Here is a 17613-nt window from a genome sequence, read left to right on the forward strand (position 1 = left end):
CATGAGAAGATTTCCTTTTTGATGAGTAGGTGGTACTCTTATCATATCAGGGAATCTTCTTTTTGACTTCTAGAAGTCTCACATCTATTGTAACGCTACAATTTTCAGGAAGCTTGAAGTTGAGAAAAATATTGAATTTTAGTGAATTTGTGATATAATAATAAATGGAGCAAGGTTCGTGCGTGAAGCGGGTCAGGGGAGGAATCCAGCAGCCCTAAGCGATGTCGAGTCTGTGCTCTTTTTGTATGTATTCTAAAAACCCTTTGAAATCAAGCTTTCAGAGGGTTTTATTGTCATATTTCTAGAAACAGGGGCAATTAGATTATTCGCATCATATTCGGTCTCTCGGGCTATTGGTGAGTACAAAAAATACGGCTGGATTTCCAAACCGCATTCTCTAGATTAGTCGACATAGAGTTTTGATTTATCGCTGAGCCAGCTGTAAAGGAGACCGATAAGGAGACCACCGCCGACGTAGTTTCCAAGTCCTGAGAAGAGGAAATTCCTTAGGACACTGAGGATAGTCATGCCCTCGACTGGACCACCATTTGAGAAAAGGGCCAAGGAGAAGGTAGAGAAGTTGGCAATAACGTGCTCAAAGCCTAGGAAGGCAAAGATAAAGATGATAAAGATGAGGGAAATAACACGGCCCGCATCGTCTTTCATGCGCATAGAGATAAAGACAGCGATGTTTACTACGATGTTGGCAAAGATACCCTCGACAAACTGTGTCAGAGGTGTTTTTGCCAGTTTTGCGACAACAGCTTCAATCAGGTAACTATCATGTTCCAAATGTCCAACCTGGTAAGGAGTTGTGAAGGAGAGCATATAGGCTACAATGACTGCCCCAACAAAGTTGAAAAAGATACAAGTAGCTAGAATCTTGAGGGCTGTTTTGGTAGGGATCACTTTACGGTGGATAGCAGAGGTCATGTACATCATATTAGAAGTGCCTAGTTCAGCGTTCATATAAAGAATCATGACCAAGCACCAGCCGAACATGAGTCCGTAGCTGAATTTACCGAGGCCATCTACAATATGATTGAGCTTATCAGCTGTATAAACTGAGATAGCCAAACCAATTGCTAGGTAAACACTGGCCATAGCTGAGCGAATTGCATAGGCGAAGAAGTTGTTTTCAATCAAGTCTGCTTTTTTCTTGATACTTTTATCAATATTGTAAATGAGCGTGTCATTTTGGGAAGCCATATAAATCTCCTTTGGCGCTTGAAAAATAGTGTAAGTAATCATATGTTTTCAGAAAGTAAACGTTTCACTTTCCAGTTAATGCTTTACTTTGTATATTATACTTGATAAAATGAAGAATATCAATAATATTTATAAATCGGAAGGAGAATTGAAATTTATGGATGCAACATGGACAGTGAAATATATCACTGAATTTCTGGCGACTGCCTTGCTTATTATTATCGGTAATGGTACAGTTGCTAACGTCGACCTCAAAGGTACCAAAGGGAACAACTCAGGTTGGATTTTGATCGCTATCGGCTACGGATTGGCTGTTATGATGCCAGCCCTTATGTTTGGTAATGTTTCTGGTAACCATATCAACCCAGCCTTCACACTTGGTTTGGCTGTTTCAGGTCTATTCCCTTGGGCACATGTGGCTCAATACATTATCGCTCAGGTATTGGGTGCAATGTTTGGTCAATTAGTCGTTGTCACCGTTTACAAACCATATTTCTTGAAAACAGAGAATTCAAACCATGTCTTGGGTTCTTTCTCTACTATCAATGCTTTGGACAATGGCAAAGCGGAAAGCCGTAAAGCAGCAACCATCAATGGTTTCTTGAATGAGTTTGTTGGGTCATTCGTCTTGTTCTTCGGTGCGCTTGCTTTGACAAAGAACTTCTTCGGTGCAGAGTTGGTTGGTAAGTTGATTGAGCAAGGCTATGATAAGACTGCTGCTGAAACAATGGTTGCGCCATATACTGCCGGTTCCATTGCAGTAGCCCATGTCGGTATCGGTTTCCTTGTTATGGCACTTGTTGCAGCGGTCGGTGGTCCAACTGGTCCTGGTCTCAACCCAGCGCGTGACCTTGGTCCTCGTATCGTTCACCATTTCTTGCCAAAATCAATTCTTGGTCAAGCCAAGGCTGATTCAAAATGGTGGTATGCATGGGTCGGCGTTGTTGCTCCAATCCTTGCGTCAATCGCTGCAGTTGCCCTGTTTAAATATTTGTATTTGTAATATGAAAAAGTCTGCTCGTCAGGCTTTTCTTTTTTTCTTGTTACGGTGAACTTGCAAGCTGTCTGCTCTGCTATTTTCCTAAAAACTATGCTAGAATATAGACAGAACAATCGGAAAAGAGGGCAGATTATGTCAGAAGTTATTGCATTTGGGTACGGGCGTGCACGGGCGGAAATCCAGCTCAAGCGCCTCAATCGGCACGGTGTGATTGCCGGGGCGACGGGGACAGGTAAGACGGTGACGCTCAAGGTTTTGGCGGAGCAACTGAGTGAGGCGGGCATTCCTGTCTTTCTATCGGACATCAAGGGTGACCTCAATAGTTTGGTCCAGGCCAATACCAAGGAAATTGACCCAAGTCGTTTGAAGCAGACTCAGTATGCAGATTATTCGCCGAGGAGTTATCCCGTTGAGCTGTGGGATGTTTTCGGTGAAAATGGGATTCCAGTACGGATGACTATTTCTGAGATGGGGCCGGTGCTTTTGACCCGTTTGCTGGGGCTCAATGATACGCAGGAATCCATTCTCAATATCGTCTTTAGTGTGGCGGATGAACGTGGTCTGCTGTTGCTGGACCTTATGGACTTGCGGGCCATGCTCAATTTTGTGGCTGAAAATGCTCAAGAGCTTAGTCAATATTACGGCAATATTCCAGCTCGTTCGGTCGGTGCCATCTTGCGGAGTTTGGTGGTCTTGGAACAGCAGAGCGGGAAACTGTTCTTCGGTGAGCCCAGCTTGGAGATTGCGGATTTGATGCGGACAACTGCTGATGGACAAGGGGTTATCAATGTCTTGCAGGCGACAGAACTTTTCAATCAGCCGACGCTTTATTCGACCGTTCTGCTCAGTCTTTTGTCGGAACTCTACGAAATTTTACCGGAAGTAGGCGACCTAGATAAGCCCAAGATGGTCTTCTTCTTTGACGAGGCCCATGTGCTCTTCAAGGATGCACCGAAGGTCTTGCTGGAGAAGATTGAGTTGATTGTTCGCCTGATTCGTTCAAAAGGTGTTGGTGTCTTTTTCGTTACGCAAAATCCGACCGATATTCCTGATAGCATCGCTAGCCAGCTGGGCAACCGTATCCAGCATGGGCTCCGTGCTTTCACACCTAAGGAACTGAAAACGGTGGCGACAGTGGCGGATACCTTCCGTCAAGAAGGAGCTGAGGACTTAGCCAAGGTCATTCAAGAATTGCAGGTCGGAGAGGCAGTTGTCTCGACCTTGCAGGCAGATGGAACACCAAGCTTTGCAGACCGGGTGATGATTTATCCGCCGAAGAGTCAGTTGGGAACAGCTGATGCGACTCTGGTCTTGTCTGCCATCAATAATTCTTCTCTGATGGACAAATATGCGGACGCGGTTGACCGAGAATCTGCCCATGAGCAAATTCTAGCGCTGACCCAAGAAAAAGAGGCGCAGTTGATCAAGCAAGCAGAGCAGGCGGAGGCGGAAAAAGCCGCCAAAGAAACAGCAAAATTGGAAGAAAAGGCTGCCAAGGAAAGAGCAAAAGCAGAGGCCAAGGCCAGCAAACCAGCTGCCAAGCGTTCCGATTCGATGATGGACCGCTTTACCAAAAATCTCATGAGCCAAGTCGGCCGGGAAGTCGGGCGCGTGGTGACCAGAGGTATTATGGGCATGCTGAAAGGGAAGTAGGTCTGCTAAAACTGAGAACACACCGTCTCAGTTTTTCTTTGCTATTTCACTTGCTATTTGGCTGGAAATAGATTAAAATAATTTTATCACTAGTTAGCAAGGAGTTGGTTCTATGCCTCGTCAGATTCAGGAAATTCTCGACAACTACAAGCCTCAGCCTCTAGGTGAGAAAAGGTCTTTTGCGGTTTTTCTGCCTCTAGTCTGGTCAGATGATCAGTGGCAGGTTTTGTATGAAGTCCGATCGGAGTCTATTTCTCAACCTGGGGAGGTCTCTTTTCCTGGAGGAGGTATCGAAGAGGGGGAATCGGCTGAGACGGCGGTGGTCCGTGAGGTAGTAGAAGAACTGAATCTTGCAGAGGAATCTATAGAAATCTTAGGGGAAATTGACTATCTGGTCTTTGGCAAATCAACTATCCGCTGTTTTGTCGGTCGCTTAAACATAGACTGGAAAGAGATTGTACCCAATGAAGAGGTGGCCCGCTTGTTCACCGTGCCTCTGGCAACACTCCTTGAGCAGGACCCAATCTACTATCCCCTCTATCTTCGTCTGGATCCGGAGCAAGATTTTCCATTCGAGCGAATTCGTGGTGGTCGGGACTACCCTTTCAAGCACCACAAACGGTCTATCCCCTTTTATGATAACCTGCCAGAAACAGTTTGGGGAATCACGGCTCAATTTACCCATTGCTTTACAGAAATCATCAGGACAAGCCAGATTGATTTAGAAATGGGAGAGTCAAGGTAAAGTTGACTAGAGCAGAGTGAAGTATAGCTCTGTTGCTCTGGATTCTCTAGGCTATCTGGAAAATGTTACCAAAAAATGCTAATGGAAACTGGACTTTGTGCCAGTTTCTTTTGGTTGCTGCAGCTGATTGTTCGTACTTGGTCTTAGATTGATCATTATCTTGTGAAAAATTTTTCTTTGAATGGGAAAAATGTTAAAAATATGGTACAATTGAAAGGTAAAAATTTTTTAAGGAGTCTAACAAATGGCTAAATTGACTGTTAAAGACGTTGAATTGAAGGGCAAAAAAGTCCTTGTCCGTGTGGACTTTAACGTTCCTTTGAAAGATGGCGTTATCACTAACGACAACCGTATTACAGCAGCTCTTCCAACAATCAAGTATATTCTTGAGCAAGGTGGACGTGCAATTCTTTTCTCTCACCTTGGTCGTGTGAAAGAAGAAGCTGACAAAGAAGGTAAATCATTGGCTCCTGTAGCAGCTGACTTGGCAGCTAAATTGGGTCAAGACGTTGCTTTCATCGCTGGTGCTACTCGTGGTGCTGAATTGGAAGCAGCAATCAACGCATTGGAAGATGGACAAGTTCTCCTTGTTGAAAACACTCGTTTCGAAGATGTTGATGGTAAGAAAGAATCTAAAAACGACGAAGAACTTGGTAAATACTGGGCATCACTTGGTGATGGTATCTTCGTTAACGATGCCTTTGGTACAGCTCACCGTGCACACGCATCAAACGTTGGTATCTCAGCAAACGTAGAAAAAGCAGTAGCTGGTTTCCTTTTGGAAAACGAAATTGCTTACATCCAAGAAGCTGTTGAAACTCCAGAGCGCCCATTCGTGGCAATCCTTGGTGGTTCAAAAGTATCTGATAAGATCGGTGTTATCGAGAATCTTCTTGAAAAAGCTGACAAAGTTCTTATCGGTGGTGGTATGACTTACACATTCTACAAAGCTCAAGGTATCGAAATCGGTAACTCACTTGTAGAAGAAGATAAGCTTGATGTGGCAAAAGCACTTCTTGAAAAAGCTAACGGTAAATTGATCTTGCCAGTTGACTCAAAAGAAGCAAATGCATTTGCTGACTACACTGAAGTGAAAGATACTGAAGGTGAAGCAGTAGACCCAGGTTTCCTTGGTCTTGATATCGGTCCAAAATCTATCGCTAAGTTTGACGAAGCCTTGACTGGTGCGAAAACAGTTGTTTGGAACGGACCTATGGGTGTATTTGAAAACCCAGACTTCCAAGCTGGTACAATCGGTGTAATGGACGCTATCGTGAAACAACCAGGCGTGAAATCAATCATCGGTGGTGGTGACTCAGCAGCAGCAGCTATCAACCTTGGCCGTGCAGACAAGTTCTCATGGATCTCAACTGGTGGTGGTGCATCAATGGAACTCCTCGAAGGTAAAGTGCTTCCAGGTCTTGCTGCTCTTACTGAAAAATAATTTCAATAAACTTGAAGGCTAAAATGCAACGGAAATCCGTTGCATTTTGTGCATCGCGTAGAGTTTCTACGAAGCTAAGCGAGTTAGAAAGTCTAGCAAGGTGAAAAGTATTGCCAGGACTTGCAGCTTTGACAGAAAAATAATAAATGCGACGTAAAGAGTTGGGCAACCAGCTCTTTTCTGCATTTCTTGGGATAATGGGTTCATTTTACTTAAAATCATGTTAGAATAGAGTTATGTTTAAAAAATATGCATTTGATCCGAAAAAGTTTAGATTGGGAATGCGGACCTTTAAATCCGGTTTAGCTGTTTTTTTAGTTATAGTGCTTTTTGGTTATATGGGCTGGCAGGGTATTCAGATTGCTGCCTTGACAACGGTCTTTAGCTTGCGTGAAGACTTTGACCGAAGTGTGCATTTCGGGACTTCTCGCGTGTTAGGAAATACTATTGGCGGTTTTTATGCCATGATATTCTTTTTGCTAGATAGGTTGTTTTCTGATCAGTTCTGGGTGACGGCTGTTTTTGTCCCGATATTTGTCATGCTGACTATTATGACCAATGTGGCTATGAATAACAAGGCTGGGATTATTGGCGCAGTATCAGCCTTGCTGATCATTTCTTTGTCAATCCCGTCAGGTGATACCATTCAGTATGTTTTTATTCGTGTTTTTGAAACTTTTATAGGCGTTTTTATTGCAATACTTGTAAACTATGATTTGAATCTCCTGAAAAAACGATTTCAAAAACAATGATGTTATAAAATCTAACATTACCTATTGACCGATACAAGAATTTCCCCTATAATAGTGAGCAGAAAGGAGTTCATTATGAGAGAAAAAGAGTTCCGTCGTTCCTTAGCCATTTTTCCGATTGGCAGTGTCATGAAGTTGACTGACTTAACAGCCCGTCAGATTCGGTATTATGAAGATCAGGGTTTGATTAAGCCAGATCGAAATGAAGGGAATCGTCGCTTGTATTCTCTAAATGATATGGACTTACTTCTTGAAATCAAGGATTTTCTAGCTGAAGGTTTGAATATAGCTGCGATTAAGAAGGAATATGCAAATCGTGAAGCGAAAGCTAAGGTTCAAAAACAACAGAAAACCTTGACGGACGAAGATGTCCGTCGTATCTTACATGATGAATTCAGTCGGCAAGGGCGCTTTTCAAGTCCTAGTTCCATTTTCCGTTCATCGTAATTACTTTTTAAATAGAGGAGAAAACTAATGGCATTCACAGTGGCAGATATCAAACGCGATATTAAAGAGAAAAACGTTACCTTCCTGCGTCTGATGTTCACAGATATTATGGGAGTAATGAAAAACGTAGAGATTCCAGCAACTGATGAGCAGGTTGAAAAGGTATTATCAAACAAGGTCATGTTTGATGGTTCATCAATCGAAGGATTTGTACGTATTAATGAATCAGATATGTATCTTTACCCAGACTTGAATACTTGGACAATCTTCCCCTGGGGTGACGAAAATGGTTCAGTAGCAGGTTTGATCTGTGATGTTTATTCAACTTCAGGTGAGCCATTTGCAGGTGATCCTCGTGGTAACTTGAAAAAAGCCCTTCGCCACATGGAAGAACTTGGATTTTCTTCATTCAATTTGGGTCCAGAGCCAGAATTCTTCCTCTTCAAGATGGATGAGCAAGGAAATCCAACTCTTGAAGTGAACGATAAGGGGGGTTATTTTGACCTTGCTCCAACAGATTTAGCAGATAATACACGTCGTGAAATTGTGAATGTCCTTACTCAAATGGGCTTTGAAGTAGAAGCGAGTCACCATGAGTGTGCCGTTGGTCAGCATGAGATTGATTTCAAATACGATGATGTTTTGAGTGCTTGTGATAAGATTCAGCTCTTCAAGTTGGTTGTTAAAACAATTGCCCGTAAACATGGTATGTATGCAACCTTTATGGCTAAGCCAAAATATGGTATCGCTGGTTCAGGTATGCACTGTAATATGTCACTCTTTGACAAGGATGGAAACAATGCTTTCTTTGATCCAGAAGATCCACGTGGTATGCAATTGTCAGAAACAGCCTATCACTTCTTGGGTGGTTTGATCAAGCATGCTTACAACTATACTGCTATCACAAACCCAACTGTAAACTCCTACAAGCGTTTGGTTCCAGGTTTTGAAGCTCCTGTTTATATCGCTTGGGCTGGTAAAAACCGTTCTCCATTGGTTCGTGTTCCAGCTTCTCGTGGTATGGGTACTCGTTTGGAATTGCGCTCCGTTGATCCAACTGCTAACCCATACTTAGCTATGGCTGTTCTTTTAGAAGTAGGACTAGAGGGTGTTGAGAATAAGATTGAGGCACCAGCACCAGTTGAAACCAACATCTATGCAATGTCTGATGAAGAGCGTCGTGAAGCAGGCATCACTGATCTTCCTTCAACTCTGCACAATGCCCTCAAGGCTCTCCGCAAGGACGAAGTGGTGCGTGCAGCCCTAGGTGAGCACATCTACACCAACTTCATTGAAGCTAAGAAAATTGAGTGGGCAAGCTACGCAACCTACGTTTCTAAGTGGGAAATTGATAACTATTTGGATATGTATTAAACAAAGGACCCCGACGGGTCCTTTGTTCACGAGCTGAGAAATTAGAAAGCGAGTAATGGCTCAAGTGACCATTTTTTCATGAGCTTGAAAATCAGAGAGCGAGTAACGGCACTAAGACCATTTTTTCATGAGCTTGAAAACTAGATGGCGAATTGGACCCTGACGGGTCCTTTATTCATGAGCTGAGAAATTGGAAGTCGAGTCATGATCTAGTGGAGAGAGATTTAACCCTATCAGTCAAGCCAACCAGATGTAGCTAGCCTGATTTGTTTGGTCAATTGTAGCAACTGTATTATTTAACAAAGGTAAGCTAGATTAAGCAAAAATCCCACAGGTATAACCTCTGGGATTTTAGTATGTTATTGATCAGGAGTGAGAATCATTGGGATAATGATTGGTTCACGTTCTGTTTTTTCGTATAGGAATGGTCGTAGGGCGTTGACGATGGCTCCGTTGACCGTTTGGATATTGGCATCTTTATTGCGCATGGCAATTCGGATAGCGTTGAAAAGGACGCGTTGACTTTCGCGAATAAGTTCACCAGATTCGCGCATATAGATGAAGCCTCGGCTGAGTATGTCAGGTCCTGCTAGAATCATCTTGGACTTGAAGTCAACGGTTGCGACTGCAAGGACCACGCCGTCTTCTGAGAGGTCTCGGCGGTCTTTGAGGACAGCTGCTCCGATTTCACCAATACGGTTTCCGTCCACATAGATGTCTTGAGCATTGAAGTGCCCTGCTAAGCGTGCAGAATCCTTGGTCAGCGCTAGGACATCGCCGTTTTCCATGATGAAGATGTTGTCTTTTGGAACACCAGTATCTACAGCTAGGCTGGCATGGATTTTTTGCATGCGGTATTCGCCATGGACAGGCATGAAGTATTTTGGCTTGATCAAGCGGAGCATGAGTTTTTGCTCTTGCTGGCCACCGTGTCCAGAGGTATGGATGTTGTTAATCTTACCATGAATGACATCGACACCGGCTTCAATCAAGATATTGATGAGCTTGTTGACACCTGTGGTATTTCCCGGAATCGGCGAAGATGAGAAGATAACCGTATCGCCTGGCTGGAGTTGGACCTGACGGTGGGTACCGTGGGCGATGCGGGAGAGGGCAGCCATAGGCTCACCCTGGCTACCTGTACAGAGAATCATAATCTCGCTGGCAGGGAATTCTTTGATCTCGTTTGGCTCGATGAAGGTATCCTTAGGTACCTTGATGTAGCCGAGCTCGATACCATTGACGATAGCTTTTTCCATGGAGCGTCCAAAGACAGCGATTTTGCGTCCTGTCTTGACTGCGGCATCTGCTGCTTGTTGGAGACGGAAGATGTTGGAGGCAAAGGAAGCAAAGATGATGCGTCCGTGGATGCCTTCAATCAATTTCATGATGGATTGACCGACCACTTTTTCCGAGTTGGTAAAGGTTGGAACTTCGGCGTTGGTAGAGTCGGAGAGGAGGCAGAGAACGCCTTCTTCACCGAGAGCAGCCATGCGGTGCAAGTCTGCGGGCTCGCCAACTGGAGTGAAGTCGAACTTAAAGTCACCGGTACAGACGATTTTTCCTTGAGGGGTATCAACGACGATACCAAGTGGTTCTGGAATGGAGTGGGTGGTACGGAAGAAGCTGACTTTGAGGTGCTTGAAAGTCAACTCAGTCTTGTGGTTGATTTCATGCAAAGTCGCATCACGGAGCAGTCCGTGTTCTTCCAATTTGCCACGGATAAGGGCGAGGGCTAAAGGTCCAGCATAGATTGGGACATTGGCTTGCTTGAGCAAGAAGGGAATGCCTCCGATATGGTCTTCGTGCCCGTGGGTAATGACCAGACCTTTAACACGGTCTAGGTTTTCAACGATGTAGGAGTAGTCTGGGATAACGTAGTCGATACCCAATAGGTCATCTTCTGGGAACTTGATACCGGCATCGACGATGAGAATTTCATCCTTATACTCGATACCGTAGGTATTTTTCCCGATTTCTCCCAAACCACCGATGGCGAAAACGCCAACTTCATGAGGTTTTAGATTGACTGATGACATGGATTAAAACTCCGTAATTTTGAAATCTGCGTGCTCTTTCTCATACTCAAGATGATTGTCTGATAAGAGGTCGATAAATTCGATGTTGTATTCAGGGCGGTTGGTTTCCACCAATTCACGCGCGATAATACGACCTTCCAATTCTGATGTTGCATCGATGTCTAGATAAAGAGCGCGTGTTTGCTCGCGACGTGGGCTAATTTTTGATTCTTGATAGAATACTTTATAAATCATGTGTAGTATAGTTCCTTTCTTTTTGACTGGCAACTATGAAAAAAGCCCCAAACAGTTGGGTCTGTCTGGTAATGCCTATTCAATTTTTTCGAGTTGTCAAATTATTCAGTCTAAATGTACTCTTCATTATACCATAAAATATGCTGATGGTAAAAGGGTTAGATAGGAAAATGGAAAAGTGTCATGATTTTCAGAAACAAGAACAAAAACAGTAGAATAATATACAGAATTGACGGATATATATCTGTAAAGTATAATATATGTGAGAGGCATCATTTGACGAGAGAGGAGGTAATTTATGGATGCAGTACCAAAAATAGGATTGGGAGAATTTTACAGGGAACTCCGTCGTTCTCGCTTGGTCAAACAAAAGGATGTTGTCGGTGGAGACTTTACAGCAGCCCAGCTATCACGCTTTGAGTCTGGAAAATCTATGTTGGCAGCGGATAAGTTAATCACAGCAGTCGAGGGTATCAACATGACCATGGAGGAGTTTACCTACAAATACCATGGCTACAAGGAGGCAGCTCATATCGAGCTGGCTAATCTGATTTCAGATTTGTATTACCGACAGGATAGGGATGAGCTAGAGGCTTTATTGGAGTCAGATCTCTTGAAAGCTGAGGGAAATCTCTATGCTAGGTTAAATGGAATAGTCATCAAGGTAGCACTGGCTGCCTTAGATGGTCAATCTGATTTTGACGATGAGGATAGAGAGTTTCTCTCAGATTATCTCTTTGCCATTGAGGAGTGGACGAGTTTTGAGTTGTATTTATTTTTGAATGCGCAAATGTTGTTGAATAATCGGATGTTATTGTATTTTGCTCATGACTTATGTAAGGAAGAAAAATCTTTTAATAAACTTAGGAAACATCAGGAACTTATAAAATCTACGTTACTCAATACGATTTCGGAATTATTTGATAGAGGAATATACTCTCAAGTTTCCTATTACTTAGATAAAATGGAGTCTATGATTAGTTTTAAAGATACCTTTGTAAAGATAATGGCTCGCTATTATCGTCTGCTATTGGACTATATCGAAAATGGTCGTTCAGACAAAGAAAAAGAGATAATCGAAACCTACATTCAATCTATACAGGAATTGATAGATGATCAGACAGCTTCGATTATCCGGGTTCATTTTTTAAGATTTGAGTCTTAAAAATAAGAAGTTAGGAGAATGGGGACAGGATTGGATAATGGGTCAATAACGATTGGAATTGATAGCAACAAAGCGAGTACAATAATTGATATATTCTTTTTCATAGAACGCACCTCTTTTTCTTTTTAGTATAGCACAACATTTTATTTGTTAAAATGACTTACATATTTGTAAGTTTAAAAAATTGACTTACAGATTTGTAAGTGGACTTTATTTCGTTTTGAAGATGATACAATGTAGATGTACTATAAAAAAGATAGGAGTAGTTTTATGAAAAAGAAGTTCTTAGCAGTTACTATGCTGTTTTCATTGGTTTTTCCAGCTTCTTTAGTGTTTGCTGAGTCTCATGGAGACCACTCTAGTCACGGAGACCATTCTGAGGCTGTTGTTATTAGTGAAATGGCTGAAGGTCAGTTGATTGTGGAGCAACAAATAGAGGTTGCAGCACAGACGGAGCCTCTATATAGTTTTGAAGAAATCTTAGATCTACCAAATGAGGCTTTTCCGAATGCGACTCCTGATGAGGTGGAGAGTATTAAAGGTATGATTGAAGCCACTATGGATTACAATCATTCTGATATGAAGGTACCGTTATCAATGGTATATATTGATAAGACCGCAGAAAATTCAGATGCAATTCTTTCAGGCGGTGGTCTTCCATACTGTTTAGATGATAATGGTTGGGGATACCAAAATTTTATTACCTCAGATTGTAACATAGCTATGGCAGTTGTTAGCCAATGTGTTTATGAATCTATCATTAAGAATCCCAATTTGCGTTACTGTAGAGCGGATTTATATAGAAATTGTTCTCCTAGGATTGGTCACAGTCCATATTGGCATAGACATTAATAAATGTGTTTGTATAAAATTAGAAGGAGTTGCAGGTTGATTCAAAAAATACTAAGACTGTTTGGGCTTGTTAGTTGTCTTCTTGCCTTGGTTTGTGCGGTGGTATTTAGAGAGGGGCTGGTTTCCAATCCACTTGGTCAATTTTCGGGTTTTCCACTTAACCACCAGCATACAGGTTGGGGAACATCGCGTTATTATCCCAACATTGATCCGACAGCAAAGCCGACTCAGGAGGTCAGAGTTGCTATCATTGACTCTGGTATAAGGGAAGAAGCGGTAGATGAGTTTTATGTTGAGGATATGCAAGTTTTTTCCACTTCAACCTCTGTCTTTGATACCATTGGTCACGGGACAAAGATTGCCAGTATCATTGGTGCTAAGAATAATCATGTGCTAACGCTGGGATTGAGCCCGGAAGCAAGATTGTTTTCCTACAAGGTAACGGATGATGACGGGACGATAAAAAATGACTACCTTGTCAAAGCTGTTCAGCAGGCTATTGAAGATCATGTTGATGTTGTGAATCTGAGTATGGTGGTGACCAATCCAAGTAAAGAATTGGAAGATGTGGTTGAAGCCTACCTTCAACAAGGTGGCTATATGGTTGTCCCAGCTTATGATTTGAAAAAGGTAGAGGCCCTAAACCCTCTTTTGACGATTGAAGGGGTTGTCTCCGTAGGTACCTACAATGAATTTTTTACGTTATTGAATCCGCAGGAAGAGATTGCTTACTACGCACCGTACTCTCAAGAAACGCTGTCAATGGAAAACAGGATTGTACGAAGCGAGGGTTCCTCTTTTAGCACGGCCTTTGTTTCGGGGACAATTGCCCACTTGCTCTCCGTCGGACAAACCGATGCAGAAATCACCAAGCAACTAGATGACTTTTTTAGTGCACGGTCTGTGAAGAGCAAGCAGTCTCCATTGTTGGCTGGTTATGAAACGCATCAAGCTTTGGTAAATAACAGCTACACAGTGCTCTCTCTATCTCTGATAGGTCTTCTTGTTTTCCAGACAATCCTAGGGATACTCACCGCGAGAAAAGAGAGTGAGGTGCGGGGTGCTTATATGCGGTACATCGTTGTAACGGACGTGTTACTGGTTATTCTTGCCTTGTTAATTTTGCCGACTCAAATGTGAGGTGTTAGATGGAATTAATTTCAATTGTGTTCGTTGTCCTTATTGTTGGAGTTCAAGTCTATTTTTCGACAAGGTACTTTGCTAAGGCTACTTCCAAGCTACAAAAAGGATTTGTCGTCGTAACGTCCCTCTTTCAAATTGTATTTTCAATCTGGTTGATGCTGTTTGTTACACTGGGATATTTCGGTAGTATTCATTTTTGATGAGATTTTTTTGCCTCCTATACTCATAGGAGGTTTTCTATATTTGAAAAATTCCCCAAGTTAGCATACAATAGAGAGTAGCATTGTAAAGAAAGAGAAACTTATGAAAATACTAGCTTTAGACAGCTCCGACCAGGCTTTATCAGTTGCCTTGGTGGAGGACGGTCGTTTGCAGGCGGAAACCCTGCTGGCTGTTAAGAAAAATCATAGTATCAGCCTCATGCCTGTGGTCGATTTTTTAGTGGCACAGGTGGGCTGGATGCCCAAAGACTTGGAGCGGATTGTGGTCGCTCAGGGACCGGGCTCCTACACGGGTCTTCGGGTGGCGGTGGCGACTGCCAAGACCCTGGCCTACACCCTCAAGATCGACTTGGTGGGGCTATCCAGTCTTCAGTCCCTGGTTCCGCCTAGCCTGACGGGTCTGGTGGTCCCCCTCATCGATGCCCGTCGTAACTGCGTCTATGCAGGTGTTTATGAAAATGGCAGAGCAGTCGAGCCAGACCGCTACTGGTCTTTTGAAGACTTGCTTTCTAGCCTGTCTGGCAAGGAAAATATCACCTTTGTCGGCGAGGTAGAAAACTTTATGGAGCAAATCGAGCAAGCTCTACCGACTGCCCATTATCAAACTAGTCTGCCGTCTGCCTATCAGCTGGCGGTGATTGGTCAAGACTTGCCAGCAGTAGATGTCACCAGCTTTGAGCCAAACTATCTCAAGCGAGTAGAGGCAGAGGAAAACTGGCTCAAGGACAACCAAGCTGGCTTAGAAAGTTATATCAAGCGTGTATGATAGAGATTAAACACTACGACGGTCAGGAAAATCTGGCAGAGGCTGTTTTGGCAGTTATGCAGTCGGTTTATGAGCAGTCTCCATGGACCTTGGAGCAAATTGCCTCCAGTATGGCTAGTCAGGATGAAGATTACTATCTGGCCTATGAGGGTCAGGAGTTGGTCGGATTTTTGGCTGTTCAAACGGTGCTGGATGAGATGGAAATCTTGCAGATTGCTGTCAAGGCTGATTTTCAGAGGTTGGGAATCGCCAGTCAACTGATGGCTGCTGTGATGGACTGGGAGGGGGACATTTTTCTCGAAGTGAGGGAATCCAATGCCCCAGCCCAAGCTCTTTATAGACGCCAGCATTTTACCAAAATAGGAAAACGAAAGAACTATTACCACAGTCCGATTGAGGACGCAGTGGTGATGAAGAGAGAGTGGAATGGAAGATAGATTGATTTTGGCCATCGAGACGTCCTGTGATGAGACGTCAGTGGCGGTTTTACGAGGTGAAGCGGAGCTTTTGTCCAATGTGATTGCCAGTCAGGTTGCCAGCCACCAGCGTTTTGGGGGTGTGGTGCCCGAGGTGGCTAGCCGCCACCATGTGGAGGTTATCACGGCTTGCATCGAGGAGGCTTTGCTTGCGGCTGAGGTAACGGTTGAGGACTTGTCAGCGGTGGCGGTAACCTACGGTCCAGGCTTGGTCGGGGCACTCTTGGTCGGGATTTCAGCGGCCAAGGCTTTTGCCTGGGCACATGGTTTGCCTTTAATTCCTGTTAATCATATGGCGGGGCATTTGATGGCGGCGCGTGCGGTTAAGGAGTTGGAATTTCCCTTGCTGGCGCTCTTGGTCAGCGGCGGACACACGGAGTTGGTCTATGTGTCTGAGGCGGGCGATTACAAAATTGTCGGTGAGACGCGCGATGATGCGGTCGGTGAGGCTTATGACAAGGTCGGTCGCGTTATGGGCTTGCCTTATCCGGCTGGTCGTGTCATCGATGAGTTGGCACATGAGGGGCAAGACATCTATGACTTCCCTCGGGCTATGATTAAAGAGGATAATTTGGAATTTTCTTTCTCTGGACTCAAATCCGCTTTTATCAACCTCTACCACAATGCCCAGCAGAAAGGGGAAACCTTGTCCAATGCGGACCTGTCAGCCTCTTTCCAAGCCTGTGTTATGGATATCCTCATGGCCAAGACCAAGAAGGCCTTGGAGCAATACCCTGTCAAGACCTTGGTCGTGGCGGGCGGTGTAGCAGCCAATCAGGGCTTGCGGGAGCGGTTGGCGGCTGAAATCAAGGATGTGGAGGTCATCATTCCCCCGCTTCGCCTCTGCGGTGACAATGCTGGTATGATTGCCTTGGCTGCGGTTAGTGAGTACAACAAGGAAAACTTTGCTGGTTGGGATTTGAATGCCAAACCAAGTCTGGCTTTTGAAAATTTGTAAGAGTTTCGTGAGAGGTTGGACGTTTGCCCAGCCTCTTGTTATCGATAGGAGAAGATATGAAGGATATGAATTTTCGGTCGGGCATGGAAGCAGCTCTGCCGATGGTTTTGGGTTATGCTAGCATCGGTTTTGCTTGCGGGGTGGTCTCGGTCAATTCAGGGATTACAGCCGTTGAGATGGGGCTGATGAGTCTCTTGGTTTACGCGGGGAGTGCCCAGTTTGTCATGTGTGCTATGATTTTAGCTGGGGCCCCGCTTTTGTCCATTGCGGTGACGGTGTTTTTTGTTAATATCCGCCATTTTTTGATGAGTTTGCACACGACAACGATTTTTCAAGGCAATAGCCTGGGTTCTAATATTTTGATAGGTTCCCTCTTGACGGATGAATCTTATGCGGTGCTTTTGCGAAAGCATGTTGAGGAAAAGCAGATTGCGCCCAGCTGGATGTATGGCAATAATCTAGCCAGCTATGCCTCTTGGTTTATCTTTACAGTTTTGGGAAATGTGCTGGGCGGTTTGATTGCTAATCCTGAGGCTTTGGGCTTGGATTTTGCTTTGATTGCCATGTTTGTTGGGATTTTTTCTGGCCAATTGGAGGCTATGGCTCGGCAACTTCCTATGAAGAAGATTGGTTTGATTATGCTTTCGGTTTTGGTGGTTTATGTTGGCTTGGCAAGCCTAGTCTCGTCTTATTTGGCGGTCTTGTTGGCGACGCTTGTTGGATGTACAGTGGGGGTGATGGTTGATGGTCAATAAAACTATATTTTTGATTATTCTAGCTGCGGCTGCGGTGACTTGGTTTCCGCGGGTTCTCCCGTTTGTCTTGACTCAAAAAAAAGGTTTGCCTGATAGACTGGTCAAGTTTCTCAGCTTTTTGCCGCTGACCATTATCTTTGCATTGACCTTATCTAGTATCATGGACGAGGAGGTTGGACGGTTGCCGAGCTTCTTGCCGGTAGAAAGCCTAGCTTTACTTCCAACTTTTTGGGTGGTTCTCAAGACGAAAAACATCTTGCTTGCGGTCCTGGTTGGTGTTCTGACGACGGCGCTGCTAAGATTGGTATTTATATAGAAAAAGGAAGGGCTGGCTCTCTTCCTTTGCTTAGCGATTTTCTTGCCTCCACTTAGACGGCGAT

18 protein-coding genes and 1 other RNA gene are annotated in these 17613 nt (G+C 44.0%); 16 read left to right on the forward strand and 3 right to left on the reverse strand.

Annotated elements, in window-relative coordinates; genetic code table 11:
* Nucleotides 1-156 precede the first annotated feature (156 nt).
* An RNA gene (gene ffs, locus ACHBIE_RS02360) (signal recognition particle sRNA small type) lies at nucleotides 157-254 on the forward strand.
* A 148-nt stretch (nucleotides 255-402) separates the two neighbouring features.
* On the opposite strand, the gene ACHBIE_RS02365 is transcribed toward ffs, so the two are convergent.
* Nucleotides 403-1209, reverse strand: a complete 807-nt coding sequence (locus ACHBIE_RS02365; RefSeq protein WP_105111132.1) for a formate/nitrite transporter family protein — start codon at nucleotides 1207-1209, stop codon at nucleotides 403-405.
* A gap of 157 nt (nucleotides 1210-1366) precedes the next feature.
* Between ACHBIE_RS02365 and gla the strand changes: the two genes are divergently transcribed.
* From gla to glnA, 7 genes are all read left to right on the forward strand, one after another.
* Nucleotides 1367-2212, forward strand: a complete 846-nt coding sequence (gene gla, locus ACHBIE_RS02370; RefSeq protein WP_105111131.1) for an aquaglyceroporin Gla — start codon at nucleotides 1367-1369, stop codon at nucleotides 2210-2212.
* A gap of 129 nt (nucleotides 2213-2341) precedes the next feature.
* The gene (locus ACHBIE_RS02375; RefSeq protein ID WP_394732629.1) at nucleotides 2342-3862 is read left to right on the forward strand and encodes a helicase HerA-like domain-containing protein; all 1521 of its coding nucleotides are present in this window, start codon (nucleotides 2342-2344) and stop codon (nucleotides 3860-3862) included.
* 112 nt (nucleotides 3863-3974) lie between these two features.
* Complete coding sequence (locus tag ACHBIE_RS02380) at nucleotides 3975-4607, forward strand: CoA pyrophosphatase (RefSeq protein WP_105122151.1); 633 nt, start codon at nucleotides 3975-3977, stop codon at nucleotides 4605-4607.
* Between the two features lie 244 nt (nucleotides 4608-4851).
* Nucleotides 4852-6051: a phosphoglycerate kinase gene (locus ACHBIE_RS02385; protein WP_105122150.1), complete on the forward strand. Its 1200-nt coding sequence runs from the start codon at nucleotides 4852-4854 to the stop codon at nucleotides 6049-6051.
* A gap of 236 nt (nucleotides 6052-6287) precedes the next feature.
* Nucleotides 6288-6803 carry an aromatic acid exporter family protein gene (locus ACHBIE_RS02390; protein ID WP_105122149.1) on the forward strand — a complete coding sequence of 172 codons (516 nt, stop codon included), beginning with the start codon at nucleotides 6288-6290 and terminating at the stop codon, nucleotides 6801-6803.
* A gap of 75 nt (nucleotides 6804-6878) precedes the next feature.
* The gene (locus tag ACHBIE_RS02395; protein WP_394732630.1) at nucleotides 6879-7250 is read left to right on the forward strand and encodes a MerR family transcriptional regulator; all 372 of its coding nucleotides are present in this window, start codon (nucleotides 6879-6881) and stop codon (nucleotides 7248-7250) included.
* A gap of 27 nt (nucleotides 7251-7277) precedes the next feature.
* Nucleotides 7278-8624 (forward strand): type I glutamate--ammonia ligase, encoded by a 1347-nt coding sequence (gene glnA / locus ACHBIE_RS02400; protein WP_394732631.1) that lies wholly within the window; start codon nucleotides 7278-7280, stop codon nucleotides 8622-8624.
* Nucleotides 8625-8983: 359 nt separating this feature from the next.
* On the opposite strand, the gene rnjA is transcribed toward glnA, so the two are convergent.
* Together rnjA and ACHBIE_RS02410 are read right to left on the reverse strand one after the other, a co-directional pair.
* Nucleotides 8984-10663 carry a ribonuclease J1 gene (rnjA, locus tag ACHBIE_RS02405; RefSeq protein ID WP_394732632.1) on the reverse strand — a complete coding sequence of 560 codons (1680 nt, stop codon included), beginning with the start codon at nucleotides 10661-10663 and terminating at the stop codon, nucleotides 8984-8986.
* 3 nt (nucleotides 10664-10666) lie between these two features.
* The gene (locus ACHBIE_RS02410; protein ID WP_044754810.1) at nucleotides 10667-10897 is read right to left on the reverse strand and encodes a DNA-dependent RNA polymerase subunit epsilon; all 231 of its coding nucleotides are present in this window, start codon (nucleotides 10895-10897) and stop codon (nucleotides 10667-10669) included.
* A gap of 298 nt (nucleotides 10898-11195) precedes the next feature.
* Here ACHBIE_RS02410 and ACHBIE_RS02415 point away from each other — a divergent pair, with 298 nt between their 5' ends.
* The 8 genes from ACHBIE_RS02415 to ACHBIE_RS02450 all read left to right on the forward strand — a co-directional run bounded on the left by ACHBIE_RS02415 (nucleotide 11196) and on the right by ACHBIE_RS02450 (nucleotide 17549).
* Nucleotides 11196-12062, forward strand: coding sequence for an Rgg/GadR/MutR family transcriptional regulator (locus ACHBIE_RS02415; protein WP_394732633.1), 867 nt, complete (start codon nucleotides 11196-11198; stop codon nucleotides 12060-12062).
* Between the two features lie 270 nt (nucleotides 12063-12332).
* Complete coding sequence (locus tag ACHBIE_RS02420) at nucleotides 12333-12914, forward strand: hypothetical protein (RefSeq protein WP_024397995.1); 582 nt, start codon at nucleotides 12333-12335, stop codon at nucleotides 12912-12914.
* 36 nt (nucleotides 12915-12950) lie between these two features.
* Nucleotides 12951-14054, forward strand: coding sequence for a S8/S53 family peptidase (locus tag ACHBIE_RS02425; protein ID WP_073259261.1), 1104 nt, complete (start codon nucleotides 12951-12953; stop codon nucleotides 14052-14054).
* A gap of 306 nt (nucleotides 14055-14360) precedes the next feature.
* Entirely contained in the window at nucleotides 14361-15044 is a 684-nt protein-coding gene (gene tsaB, locus ACHBIE_RS02430) for a tRNA (adenosine(37)-N6)-threonylcarbamoyltransferase complex dimerization subunit type 1 TsaB (protein WP_394732634.1), read from the forward strand.
* Entirely contained in the window at nucleotides 15041-15481 is a 441-nt protein-coding gene (gene rimI / locus ACHBIE_RS02435) for a ribosomal protein S18-alanine N-acetyltransferase (RefSeq protein ID WP_394732635.1), read from the forward strand. The genes tsaB and rimI overlap by 4 nt, the downstream gene beginning before the upstream one ends.
* A complete protein-coding gene (gene tsaD, locus ACHBIE_RS02440) occupies nucleotides 15471-16478 on the forward strand; it encodes a tRNA (adenosine(37)-N6)-threonylcarbamoyltransferase complex transferase subunit TsaD (RefSeq protein WP_105123038.1) in 1008 nt (335 codons plus the stop codon). Before rimI ends, tsaD begins: the two co-directional genes overlap by 11 nt.
* 56 nt (nucleotides 16479-16534) lie before the next feature.
* Entirely contained in the window at nucleotides 16535-17233 is a 699-nt protein-coding gene (locus tag ACHBIE_RS02445) for an AzlC family ABC transporter permease (protein WP_394732636.1), read from the forward strand.
* Entirely contained in the window at nucleotides 17223-17549 is a 327-nt protein-coding gene (locus ACHBIE_RS02450) for an AzlD domain-containing protein (protein WP_105123036.1), read from the forward strand. The genes ACHBIE_RS02445 and ACHBIE_RS02450 overlap by 11 nt, the downstream gene beginning before the upstream one ends.
* The last annotated feature ends 64 nt before the right edge of the window (nucleotides 17550-17613 follow it).

The organism is Streptococcus sp. A23, assembly GCF_043674155.1.
GTDB lineage: Bacteria > Bacillota > Bacilli > Lactobacillales > Streptococcaceae > Streptococcus > Streptococcus suis_V.

What these genes read in the sequence shown, in the direction of transcription:
- ACHBIE_RS02365 (WP_105111132.1), bottom strand. Translation starts at nt 1,209, where the DNA reads ATGGCTTCCCAAAATGACACGCTCATTTACAATATTGATAAAAGTATC.
- gla (WP_105111131.1), top strand. Translation starts at nt 1,367, where the DNA reads ATGGATGCAACATGGACAGTGAAATATATCACTGAATTTCTGGCGACT.
- ACHBIE_RS02375 (WP_394732629.1), top strand. Translation starts at nt 2,342, where the DNA reads ATGTCAGAAGTTATTGCATTTGGGTACGGGCGTGCACGGGCGGAAATC.
- ACHBIE_RS02380 (WP_105122151.1), top strand. Translation starts at nt 3,975, where the DNA reads ATGCCTCGTCAGATTCAGGAAATTCTCGACAACTACAAGCCTCAGCCT.
- ACHBIE_RS02385 (WP_105122150.1), top strand. Translation starts at nt 4,852, where the DNA reads ATGGCTAAATTGACTGTTAAAGACGTTGAATTGAAGGGCAAAAAAGTC.
- ACHBIE_RS02390 (WP_105122149.1), top strand. Translation starts at nt 6,288, where the DNA reads ATGTTTAAAAAATATGCATTTGATCCGAAAAAGTTTAGATTGGGAATG.
- ACHBIE_RS02395 (WP_394732630.1), top strand. Translation starts at nt 6,879, where the DNA reads ATGAGAGAAAAAGAGTTCCGTCGTTCCTTAGCCATTTTTCCGATTGGC.
- glnA (WP_394732631.1), top strand. Translation starts at nt 7,278, where the DNA reads ATGGCATTCACAGTGGCAGATATCAAACGCGATATTAAAGAGAAAAAC.
- rnjA (WP_394732632.1), bottom strand. Translation starts at nt 10,663, where the DNA reads ATGTCATCAGTCAATCTAAAACCTCATGAAGTTGGCGTTTTCGCCATC.
- ACHBIE_RS02410 (WP_044754810.1), bottom strand. Translation starts at nt 10,897, where the DNA reads ATGATTTATAAAGTATTCTATCAAGAATCAAAAATTAGCCCACGTCGC.
- ACHBIE_RS02415 (WP_394732633.1), top strand. Translation starts at nt 11,196, where the DNA reads ATGGATGCAGTACCAAAAATAGGATTGGGAGAATTTTACAGGGAACTC.
- ACHBIE_RS02420 (WP_024397995.1), top strand. Translation starts at nt 12,333, where the DNA reads ATGAAAAAGAAGTTCTTAGCAGTTACTATGCTGTTTTCATTGGTTTTT.
- tsaB (WP_394732634.1), top strand. Translation starts at nt 14,361, where the DNA reads ATGAAAATACTAGCTTTAGACAGCTCCGACCAGGCTTTATCAGTTGCC.
- rimI (WP_394732635.1), top strand. Translation starts at nt 15,041, where the DNA reads ATGATAGAGATTAAACACTACGACGGTCAGGAAAATCTGGCAGAGGCT.
- tsaD (WP_105123038.1), top strand. Translation starts at nt 15,471, where the DNA reads ATGGAAGATAGATTGATTTTGGCCATCGAGACGTCCTGTGATGAGACG.
- ACHBIE_RS02445 (WP_394732636.1), top strand. Translation starts at nt 16,535, where the DNA reads ATGAAGGATATGAATTTTCGGTCGGGCATGGAAGCAGCTCTGCCGATG.
- ACHBIE_RS02450 (WP_105123036.1), top strand. Translation starts at nt 17,223, where the DNA reads ATGGTCAATAAAACTATATTTTTGATTATTCTAGCTGCGGCTGCGGTG.